Origin of the sequence: Streptomyces sp. NPDC006544 (assembly GCF_040611715.1) — a bacterium.
In the GTDB taxonomy this organism is placed as follows: domain Bacteria; phylum Actinomycetota; class Actinomycetes; order Streptomycetales; family Streptomycetaceae; genus Streptomyces.
Window position 1 is genome coordinate 25,228 of record NZ_JBEXOV010000075.1, and the last position, 11,084, is coordinate 36,311.

The window sequence follows — 11,084 nt, forward strand, 5'->3', positions numbered from 1 at the left end:
GGAGCATGAACCGAGGAACAGCCGGACGACCTGAAGCACGTGACGGCCCATGGGGGGACCAGCATGCGCACGACCCGCACGCGGTGGAAGACGTACGCCCTGGGGGGCCTGACCCTCGCCGCTCTCCTCTCGTCCGCGGCCTGCGGCGCAGGCGGCAAGGACGACAAGGCGGGCCCGGCCACCCCATCCGGTACCCCGCTCGTGAGCGCGTCCGCATCCGGGTCCGGGTCCGCGTCCGCCAGGCCCGGCGCTCCGAGCCCGACCGCCTCCCCCGGCGCGTCCGCCGCTCCCGGGCCCAGCAGCGCCGCCGGCGCGGACGAGAGCGGGGAGGGTTCCGGCGAGGACAGGAGGAACGCCACCCCGTCCTGCACCGACGTGAACGTCTCGCTCACCGCGACGTTCTACCCGCAGGACGGCAACAGGCACGTCCTCCTCACGGCCACCAATATCGGCGATCAGGCCTGCACCCTCTACGTCTATCCGAGGGTGTGGCTCGGGGCGGGCGCCCGGGATCCGATCGGTCCCCTGGAGTCCGACTGGCACGCGATCGCCACGATCGGACCGAACGAGAAGGCGTACTCGGGCATTCGGCTCTCCCGGGCCGGCGAGCGGACCGACACCGTGAAGTCGCTGACCGTCGGATTCAGGACCCTCGACGCGGACCACGACGCGGGCAAGCCCCTCGACGTCCCGCTGTCCACGCCGGCGTCCCTGGACGTCGGCCCCCTCCCCGGGGTCATCTTCTGGAACAACGACGTCCGCGTAGTCGAGAAGTACCTGCTGGCCACCTGACGGCTGGGCGGCCTTCCCCGGAGCCGTCCGGCCGACGCCGGACGGCTCCGAAGAGACCCCCCTCGGCTCCTGTCAAGTGACGAACACCCGGGGCTACGGCCCCGCGTCTTGCGCGGGCACGGTGGAAGTCCACCGTCCCCGCGTTCAGCTCCCCGCGCAGCGCTGACCGCCGGGACGCACACTCCCGTCCCCGTCGCCTCGGTTGCCGACCGCCCAGGGCGCTACGCCAAGGAAGACCTCTCATGACTGACATCGCCATCACCGGACTCGGCTGCCGCTTCCCCGGAGCCCCCGACGTCCGCGGCTACTGGAAGCTCCTGATGAGCGGTGAACGGCAGTTCTCCGCCGTCCCGGGGAAGCGCTGGAACCATGACGCCTTCCACGCGCCCGGCGACCGGTCGGCCCCCAATGCCGCTTACACCGACCAGGTCGCCTTCCTGGACGACGTGGACCGCTTCGACGCCCTGCACTACGGGGTCCCGCCCGCACGGGCCCGCGCCATGGACCCGCAGCACCGGCTGATGCTCGACGTCAGCCGCGAGGCCCTCGACGACGCGGGGCTGGGGCGCGGCGACTTCGACCGGGAGAACACCGGGGTCTTCTTCGGGATGTCGGTGTCCGACTACAAGGACCTCATGACGGTCCCCGTACGGGCCATCTCCCTGGCCGAGGCGTCGCACGCGGCGGACCGGCCCGGCCTCCTCGACGCCGCCAAGGAGCAGGCGGGGCAGCTCGGCGCCATCGAGGCCTTCACCCTGCCCGGGAGCCTCCTCAACATGGCGTCCGGCACCGTGAGCCGGCACTTCGACCTCGGCGGCCCGAGCTTCGCCGTCGACGCCGCCTGCTCGGGCTCGCTGGTCGCCCTCGACCAGGCACTGGCCCACTTGCGTCAGGGCTCCTGCCGGACCGCTCTCGTCGGCGGCGTGTACCTCAACCTCACCCCCGACGGCCTGGTCGGCTTCTCCAAGCTCCGCGCGCTGTCCGCCACCGGGGTGTGCCGCCCGTTCGACGAGGCGGCCGACGGCTTCGTCCTCGGCGAGGGCGCCGGTGTCGTCGTCCTGCGGCCGCTCGCCGACGCGCTCGCCGACGGCGACCGCGTCTACGCGGTGATCAAGGGCGTGGGCTCGGCCAACGACGGCGCGTCTCCCGGCCCGCTGGTTCCCACCGCCGAAGGCCAGCTGCGCGCCATGCTCCGTGCCTACGAGGACGCGGGGGTTCCGCCGTCCTCCGTGGGGTTCCTCGAGGCTCACGGAACCGGCACCTCCGCCGGCGACCGTGCCGAGGCACAGGCGCTGCTCCGGCTGCGCACCGAATATCCCGACGACGACCCCGGCCTGTGCTACCTCGGCTCGGGCAAGGCGCTCATCGGGCACTCCCTGGCCGCGGCGGGCATCGCCGGGCTGATCAAGACCGCCCTGGTCGTCCACCACCGCACGATCGTGCCGCAGCCGAAGACCACCCCCTGTCCCGACCTGGGCATCTCCGCGGCGGGCCTGCGCTTCGCCGAGACCCCGCGGCCCTTTCCGAGCGGCGGCGCCCCACGTCGCGCCGCCGTCAGCTCGTTCGGTTTCGGCGGTACGAACGTCCACGTGGTGCTGGAGGAACACCAGCCCGCCCCGGCCCACGGCCCCCACCCGGGACGAGCCGATCGCACCACAGGCACCGCAGACACCGCAGACACCGACGGTGGCGGACCCCAGCTCGTCCTCCTCTCGGCCGGCAGCCCAGAGCTGCTGGACCGGCACATCGGCGACGTACTCGAGGCACTCGACACGGCGGACAAGCCGCCGCTGGCCGCCGTGGCCCACACCCTGGGCTCCCGTGAACCCCTGAGGGCCCGGGTCGCCCTCGTCGCCTCCGACACGGACGCATTCCTCCAGCGGCTGCGCCGCGCCCGTGAGCAGCTCCTGGCCGGCACGCGGGGCGACCTCGGCGACGGCGCGTTCGCCGCCGACGCTCCCCTGCCGCCCGCACAGCGCCGCATCGCCTTCGTCTTCCCCGGTCAGGGCAGTCAGCGCCCGGGCATGATGAGGGACCTGTACGAGAGGTTCGCCGGCTTCCGCTCGGCCGTGGGCGTCCTCAGCGCCGTCGCCCGACGGGACCTCGGCTTCGACCTGGGCGAGCTGCTGTACGGCGGGGCCGGCACGTCCGCCGACGACGCGGAGGAGCTCCGGCGGCGACTCGCCTCCACCGATGTGTGCCAGCCGCTGCTCGGTACCGTCCAGATCGCCGCGACCCGGGTCCTCGCCGACTGCGGCGTCGCTCCCGACCTCGCGCTCGGCCACAGTGCCGGTGAGTTCGCCGCGGCCGCGGCGGCCGGAGCCCTCACCCAGGTGGACACCGTCCGGCTGCTGGTCCACCGGGGCGCCGTCCTGCGGCGGGCCGAGACCGGACCGGGCGGGATGCTCGCCGTGCAGAGCGACGAGGAGACCTGCCGCCGGCTCCTCGAGGAGATCGACGACGTGTGGCCCGCCTGCTTCAACCAGCCGCGACAGGTCGTGGTCAGCGGTACGCGGCAAGGGGTCGACGCCATGCGGCGGGCCTGCGCCGAGGCCGGGATCGTCACGGCGGCCCTCGATGTGTCCCACGCCTTCCACTCGCCGCGGCTGGCCCCGGCCGAGGAGAGCATGCGCTCGGGCCTCGCCGCCCGCCGCATCAGCAGTCCCGTCCTGCCGTTCGTCTCGTCCGTGAACGCCGAGGTCTGCACCGACCCCGGCCGGCTGCGAGAGCTCTGGACCCGTCACGCCTCCACGCCGGTCCGCTTCAGCGATGCCGTCCGTACCGCCTACGGCCGAGGGGCCCGCGTCTTCCTCCAGGTGAGCGGCGGCAGCTCGCTCCTCACCTCGGTCCGCCGCACCCTCACCGGTCACGGCGACCTTCACGTCGTGCCCGTCGGCGCGGAAGTGCCGGACGGCGGACGGACCTTCGTCCTGGCCCTCGCACGGCTCGCCGTCCTGGGCGCCCCGGTCGACCCGCGCGCCCTGGTTCCCCGGGAGGACCGCCGGCTGCTGGACCTCCCGGTGGCACGGCTCGACGCGCGGTCCTACTGGGTGTCGAGCCCGCGCACCCCGAAAAAGGGCACCTCGTCCGCCGGCTCCCCCACGCCCCGGCCCGTACCGTCCGAGGAGATCTCGATGAGCGACCCCACGTCCGTCCGGATGCCTGACCAGATGCCTGCGCGGACGCCTGGTCCGACGCCTGACACGGCGAGCGACCCGATGAACGATCTCCGCCGGCTGGTGCAGCAGCAGGTGGAACTGATCTCCCGCCTCGCCGAGGCGCTCCCGGCACAGGGCCCCGCCCCGGACGGCCCCGCCGGGCAGGACCCCGCGGCTCGGGAACCCGCCGCGCGGATCGCCACCCCCGGGACGGCCGGACCGGAACCCTCTCCCGTCACCCCGGCCCTCCCCCCGCCCGCGTCCGCCCCAGCCCCCACCCCCACCCCCGCCGATGCGCCCGCATCCCGCGCCCAGGCCGAGGAGAAGGAGGAGAAGGAGCCTTCGCTGACCGGGAGCCTCGACGAGGTCACCGACGCCGTGCTCGAGCACGTGGCCCGGATCAGCGCGTTCCCGGTGAGTCATCTGCGCGCCGACCAGCTGCTGACCGACGAGCTGGGTTTCGACTCGCTGATGCTGACCGACCTGTTCACCTCCCTCAAGCGGCAGTGGCCGCGGTGGAGGTTCGACGAGAGGGTCGCCGACGGGCCGACCGTCGGGAGGATCGCCGCGCTGATCGCGAACGGCTCCCCGGAGGCCGTCCTGGCAGTCGTACGCGCACCCGTATCGGCACCGTCGGCCGCGCCGCCCACCGGGCCGTCGGCCCTGCCCGTGCAGCGCGCCGGCCACGAAGCCGGCGCCCACGACACCGGCGCCCGCGACGACGCCCGCGACGACGGGGCCCCGCCCTCGCCGCTGCCCGAGGAGCACACCCGGATCGAGTGCTTCCCCGAGGTCACCGCCCATGGCGAGCGCTTCGCCGCCCTTTCCCGCCTGGGGCTGCCCAACCCGTACTTCCTCGTCCACGAGGGCGGAATGACGGACACCACCGTCATCGACGGCCGGGAACTGCTCTCGTTCTCCAGCTACAACTACCTGGGCATGGCCACACACCCCGAGGTGAACGCGGCGGCCAAGGAGGCGATCGAACGCTGTGGCACGTCGGTGTCCGCGAGCCGCCTGCTCTCCGGCAGCCGTCCGCTCCACCTCGAACTCGAGGCCGAACTGGCCGGACTGCTGGGGTGCGAATCCGCGATCACCCTGGCCAACGGGCACGCCACCAACGTCACCGTCATCGGGCACCTCGTCGGACCCGGGGACCTCGTCGTACACGACTCCCTCGCCCACGACAGCATCCTGCAGGGGTGCAAGCTCTCCGGCGCGACCCGGCGGCCGTTCCCGCACAACGACGCGGCCGCCCTCGACGCCGTCCTCACGCAGGTCCGCCACCAGTACCGGCGGGTGCTCGTCGTCGTCGAGGGCGTGTACAGCATGGACGGCGACATCGCCGACCTGCCCGCCCTGGTCCGGGTCAAGCGCCGGCACGGCGCGCTGCTGATGATCGACGAGGCGCACAGCATCGGAACGATCGGCGCGACCGGGCGGGGCGCGGGCGAGTACCACGACGTCGAGCGCTCCGCCGTCGATCTCTGGTCGGGCACGCTGTCCAAGGCCTTCGCGAGCTGCGGCGGTTACGTCGCCGGGAGCCGCTCGGTCGTCGAGTACCTCCGCTACACCGTTCCGGGCTTCGTCTACAGCGCCGGCATGACCCCGGCCGACACCGCCGCTTCCCTGACGTCCCTGCGCCTCCTGCGCGCGGAGCCGCAGCGCGTGGCACGTCTCTCGGCGAACGCCGCGCTGTTCGTCCGGCTGGCGCGGGCCGTGGGCGCCGATGTCGGGGACAGTCACGACACGCCGATCGTCCCGTGCATCGTCGGGGACTCGGTGGAGACCCTCCGGCTCGCGGAGTCCCTGTTCCAGCAGGGCGTCAGCGTCAACCCCATCCTCCACCCGGCCGTACCCGAGGAAATGGCCCGGCTGCGCTTCTTCATCACCTGTGATCACACGCCCGACCAGATCCGCCGGGCCGTGACGGCGTTGGAGCGCGGGCTGCGGCAGCGGGACACGGCTGCCCGCGCGGCCTGACGCCGTCCCCGAGCGGCCCCCCGCCGGAGAGGGCCGCCGGATCTTCCGGCGGCCCTCTCCCCCGGTCCGGCCGGAGCAGGCGGCCCTCGTGGCGGCGCTGCGTTGGTGCTCATTGGCCCGCCGGATCATGCTTGTCAGTGGAACCCCTGGCCGTGGAGGTCCCGTGCGTGACAGCGGGCAGGGACTAGCGAGGGCGAGATGAGCTGCGATGGAGCGACTTCCCACCTCTCCTGGTGAGCGGCCGGAGGAGCAGACGGACTCCTCCCCCGGGTCGGCGTACACGGCCACGGCAACCGTCAACCAGCAGGGCCTCGTCACCGAGTGGAGCGAGGGGGCCCGTCGCCTGCTCGGCTACCTGCCCTCCGAGATCGTGGGCCGGCCCGCTGCCGGCCTGCTCGCCGATGGCGACGGCAATCCGTTGCGGGGGGTCCCCGCCGAGCAGGATCGGTGGAGCGGCACCGTGGCGCTGCGGCACCGGGACGGCCGGCCGCTGGAGCGCAGGGTCCTCGCGCACCGTCGGACGTCCACCAGCGGAACCAGCAGGTGGTTCGTGGTGTCCGCCGTGGCGGGCGAGCCGCGTACGCCCCGGCACGATCCGCTCGAGGAGTGGGCGTTCACCCAGTCCCCCTCCTTCCTGGCGATCTTCGACGAGGATCTGCGGCTGGTGACGGCGAATGCCGGCCTGAAGCGCGCGCTCTCCCTGGAGGAGGCGGAGATGCGCGGGCTGCGTCTGCCGGAGATCGCGCCGGGCCCGGTCGGCGACGAGACCGAGCGGATGATGCGCCTTGTGCTGGAGACCGGTGAGCCCCAGTACGTCGACGCCTTCGTCCGCCCCACGCGTACGGGTACGGGGCGCGGCTGGGCGACCTCGCTGGCCCCTCTGCGGGGACCGGACGGCCGGGTGCGCGCCGTGTGCCTCACCGCGCAGGACAGGACCGGCGCGGAGGGTGGTGAAGGGGACCGGCCGCTCTCGCCGGACGCCGACGGGGTCGCGGCCGCCGCCGCTCGCATCGGCACCACGCCGGACAGCGCCCGTACCGCGCAGGAGCTGGCCGACGTCGCCGTTCCCCAGCTCGCGGACTTCGCGGTCGTCGACCTGCTGGACCCTTTCCCGCGCCGCGGCGAGCCGTCCCCCGGGGCGGTGACGGGCCCGGTCACCGTGCGCCGGACCGCGGTGCGGTCGGTCCTGGACGGAAGCCCGGAGTCGCGGGTCGCGGTCGGACAGACGACCGTGTACCCGCCGCTGTCGCCGCCCGTCGAGTGTCTGGCCGCGGGCCGCGGCGCGTTCTACGGGGCGGGCGACCCGTTCATCGCCCGATGGGTGGCCGAGGACCCGAGGGCGGCGTGGATCCGCGAGTCCGGGACCCACTCGATGATGGTGGTGCCGCTCAGTGCCGGCGGTCGCGTGCTCGGGGTGGCCGTCTTCTGCCGTCACCGGCGCCGTGAGCCGTTCCAGCCGAAGGACCTGTGGCTCGCCGAGGAGCTCACGTCCAGGGCGGCCGTCAGCATCCAGAGCGCGCCCCGGCACCTGCGGGAGCACACCTCCACCATGACCCTGCAGCGCAGCCTGCTGCCGCACAAGCTGCCCGATCAGACGGCGCTGGAGATCGCCACCCGTTACCTGCCCGCCGGTGGCGAGGCCGGTGTGGGCGGGGACTGGTTCGACGTGATCCCGCTGTCCGGCGCGCGCGTCGCCCTCGTCGTGGGCGATGTCGTCGGACACGGCATCCGCGCCTCCGCGACCATGGGACGGCTGCGCACCGCGGTACGCACCCTGGCCGACGTCGACCTGCCGCCCGACGAACTGCTCACCCATCTCGACGACCTCGTCATCCGCCTGTCCGCCGACGAGGCCGACCCGGGAGGAGCCGGCGAGGCCGCCGGGGGCATCGGCACGACCTGCCTGTACGTGGTCTACGACCCGGTCACCCGTCACTGCACCGTGGCCCGCGCCGGCCACCCGCCACCCGTCGTCGTGTCCCCGGAGGGCTCCGTGTACCTCCTCGACGTCCCGGCCGGCCCGCCGCTGGGCCTGGGGGGCCTGCCCTTCGAGACGATCGAGGTGGAGCTGCCCGAGTGGAGCACCCTGTGCCTCTACACCGATGGTCTGCTGCAAGCCCGCGAGCACGACATCGACGAGGCCCTGGACAGCATGTTCACGGCCCTCGCCCGCCCCGCCTCCACGCTGGACACGGTCTGCGACCGCATCCTGACGGCCCTGCTCACCCACCCGCCGGACGACGACGTGGCCCTGCTCGTCGCGCGGACACGCGCCCTGCACGCCGACAAGGTCGTCGTCTGGGACGTGCCGCCCGACCCTTCCGTCGTCGCCCACGCCCGTCGGGACGCCACCGAGCAGTTGACGACGTGGGGGCTCGAGGACGCCGCCTTCGTCACGGAGCTCGTGGTCAGCGAGCTGGTCACCAATGCGATCCGCTACGGCGAGCCGCCCATCCAGCTGCGGCTGATCCACGAGAACACCACTCTGATCTGCGAGGTCTCGGACTCGAGCAACACCGCCCCGCACATGCGGCGTGCCCGGATCTTCGACGAGGGAGGGCGGGGCCTGCTGCTGGTCGCCCAGCTCGCCCAGCGCTGGGGCACCCGGCAGACCCCCTCCGGCAAGACCATCTGGGCCGAGCAATCCCTCGTCGGGTTCTGAGGGGCACACGGCTCGCCGCGATCGTCGCTGACCCGCGGGTGCGGATGTTCCCTGTGACACGCCTGTGACAGTCGACGGACACGCTCATGAACTCCCACCGACAGGCTCTTTAACACGGACATACACCCACATTCGTGGATATGTCTCCTGCTTCCGAAGGCGCGAGCAGAGCAGAGATGACCGAGCCGACGCGTCGGAGGAAATCCCATGAGCCTCACCCTCGCCACTCCCGCACTCGCCCCCCGCGAGCAGGAAGCACTGCGCCACATCGCCGCAGGATGCACGTACGTGCAGGCCGCCCGCTCCATGGGGCTCTCCCGGCACACGGTCGACGCCTACCTGCGCCGCATCCGGGCCAAGCTGGGCATCAGCACCTCGGCCGAGATGATGCGCGCCGCCATCTCCATGGGGCTCTGACCCCTCGCCCCCTCCCTCTCACCCTCTTCCGCCTCGTACGGTCTGCGGCTTCCGCACCGTACGGGGCTTCGGGCGTTACGGCCGACCGGGCGGGCCGGCGAACACCGGCCGCGCCCAGTCCGGAGGATCCGGAGGCGGTACGCGCTTCTCCGAGGCCCCGGCGGGCCGGGGAGCCGCGCGCACGGGCCGATCGGCCGGCCGGCCGGCGCCGCTCGCGGTGGCCACGCGCAGGGCGGCCACGAATTCCCGGCACGAGTCGTAACGGTCTTCCGGGACCTTCGCCAGAGCCTTCGCCAGTACCTCGTCCGCACCCGGGGCCGTCCCCGGCCGCCTCTCCGTCAGGAGGGGCGGTTTCTCGTACTGGTGGGCCCAGAGCAGTGCCATGGCGTCGTCGCGTTCGAAGGGCGGCCCCCCGGCCAGGGTTTCGTAGACGACACAGGCCAGGCTGTAGACATCGCACCGGCCGTCCACCGGGCGGCCGGAGATCTGTTCCGGGGCCATGTAGTCGAGCGTCCCGACGAACTCGCCTGCGGTGGTGAACCCCGTGAGCGAGAGCGATCTCTTCGTCAGCCCGAAATCCGTGAGGTAGACGTGCTCGGGGTGGTCGCTGTCGACGCCCGGGGCGACCAGGATGTTGCCGGGCTTGACGTCCCGGTGCACCAGATTGTGCTCGTGGGCCGCGTCGAGCGCCGAGGCCACCTGGGCGGCGATGCGCAGGGCCTTCTCCACGGGGAGCGGGCCTTCCTCGTCCAGCAGGGCCCGCAGATCCAGCCCGGCGACGTAGCGCATGGCGATGTACAGGACTCCGTTGGTCTCACCGGCTCCGAAGATCGGCACGATGTGCGGGTGGTCGATCGCTGCGGCCACCCGCGATTCGTGGGTGAACCGGCGGCGGAAGACGTCGTCACGAACACGTTCCGGGGCGATCAGCTTGAGCGCGACCGTCCGGTCCAGACGCAGGTCCTTCGCGCTGTAGACGACGGCCATGCCGCCGCGGCCGATCAAGCGCTCGATCCGGTATCCCGCGATTTCCGTGCCGATCAGGGCGGAGGGCCGGCCCGTATCGGCGCCCCGGTTGGATGCCGTGCCCATCAAGCGCCTCCCCGCACCCGGCCGACCGCTCGGAGCCGCTACGGTGCCGGCACGCGACAGCGCCGACCGGGATCTCGGTCGGCGCGATTGGCCGCTCTCTTTCCGTACCTGAAATTCTATCGAGTGATCCACACGCGTGCCCGTCAAGGGCGGCGGTCAGCCTTCGCCTCCGTTTCCGCCCCGGCCGCCCTGGCCGCTGGTCGCGCATCCGGTGCCCACGCAGATTCCGCCGGTGCCGCCCTTGCCGCCGTTGCCGCCGTCACCGCCGGCCGGTGCGGCTCCGCCGTTGCCGCCGTTGCCGCCGTTGGCGCTCGCGCCGCACACTCCGGCGCAGACCCCGCCCTTGCCGCCGTTGGTGCCGTTGCCGCCCGTCCCGCCCGTGGTGCCGGAGCCGCCGTTGGCACTGCCGTTGCAGAGGCCGACACAGACGCCTCCGGCGCTGCCGTTGGTGCCGTTGACGGTTCCGTTGCAGCTGCCCGCGCAGACCTTGTCGCCGACGCGGACACTGCCGTTGCCCACCTTGACCCCGCTGACCACCTTGCTGCCGAAGCGGCTCGCGCCCGGACGGCTCTCACCACCGCCGTGGTGCTCTCCGGTGGCCGGGACCGTCTGGGTCGTCAGGCTCGTCGACGCCTGAGCCGCCGTGGCGGCCGGCACCATCGCACCGGCACCGATCAAGGTCGTCGAGACGACGAGACCGAGGCGGAACTTCCAAGAACGTGCGCGCATGGCATTCTCCCTTGCTGAGGAATCGCTTTCCGGGTGAATCGACTGTCCGATCAGGACGGGAAGGGGGAGCCGATTCCCATCAGGGCGAACCAGTCGCCGTCGACGTAGTCCTTCTTCCAGGTGTCGAGCTGCTCGTCGGAGATCTTGTACTTCTTAGTGATCTTGTCCCTGGTCTCGTCGGAGTCGTCGGCCACCAGGGTGACGGCGATGCGGATCCGGTCGATGACCGTCAGTTGGGACTTGGTCTTGTC

The 11,084-nt window shown here is 72.7% G+C and carries 6 protein-coding genes and 1 pseudogene; 4 read left to right on the top strand and 3 right to left on the bottom strand.

Features of this window, described 5'->3' with window-relative positions; genetic code table 11:
* Positions 1 to 63 precede the first annotated feature (63 nt).
* From ABZY44_RS28065 to ABZY44_RS28080, 4 genes are all read left to right on the top strand, one after another.
* Positions 64 to 792, top strand: coding sequence for a DUF4232 domain-containing protein (locus tag ABZY44_RS28065; RefSeq protein WP_356658540.1), 729 nt, complete (start codon positions 64 to 66; stop codon positions 790 to 792).
* Positions 793 to 1,034: 242 nt separating this feature from the next.
* Positions 1,035 to 5,933, top strand: a complete 4,899-nt coding sequence (locus ABZY44_RS28070; RefSeq protein WP_356658542.1) for an aminotransferase class I/II-fold pyridoxal phosphate-dependent enzyme — start codon at positions 1,035 to 1,037, stop codon at positions 5,931 to 5,933.
* A 208-nt stretch (positions 5,934 to 6,141) separates the two neighbouring features.
* A complete protein-coding gene (locus ABZY44_RS28075; RefSeq protein WP_356658544.1) occupies positions 6,142 to 8,595 on the top strand; it encodes a SpoIIE family protein phosphatase in 2,454 nt (817 codons plus the stop codon).
* A gap of 207 nt (positions 8,596 to 8,802) precedes the next feature.
* Positions 8,803 to 9,012 carry a helix-turn-helix transcriptional regulator gene (locus ABZY44_RS28080; protein WP_356658546.1) on the top strand — a complete coding sequence of 70 codons (210 nt, stop codon included), beginning with the start codon at positions 8,803 to 8,805 and terminating at the stop codon, positions 9,010 to 9,012.
* Between the two features lie 75 nt (positions 9,013 to 9,087).
* Here the strand turns inward: ABZY44_RS28080 and ABZY44_RS28085 are convergent, their stop codons facing one another.
* The 3 genes and pseudogenes from ABZY44_RS28085 to ABZY44_RS28095 form a co-directional block, all read right to left on the bottom strand.
* Positions 9,088 to 10,104 carry a serine/threonine-protein kinase gene (locus ABZY44_RS28085; RefSeq protein ID WP_356658548.1) on the bottom strand — a complete coding sequence of 339 codons (1,017 nt, stop codon included), beginning with the start codon at positions 10,102 to 10,104 and terminating at the stop codon, positions 9,088 to 9,090.
* Between the two features lie 156 nt (positions 10,105 to 10,260).
* On the bottom strand, positions 10,261 to 10,833 hold the full coding sequence (locus ABZY44_RS28090; protein WP_356658550.1) for a hypothetical protein: 573 nt from the start codon (positions 10,831 to 10,833) through the stop codon (positions 10,261 to 10,263).
* A gap of 50 nt (positions 10,834 to 10,883) precedes the next feature.
* Positions 10,884 to 11,084: pseudogene (locus ABZY44_RS28095) on the bottom strand (hypothetical protein); the annotation flags it as partial.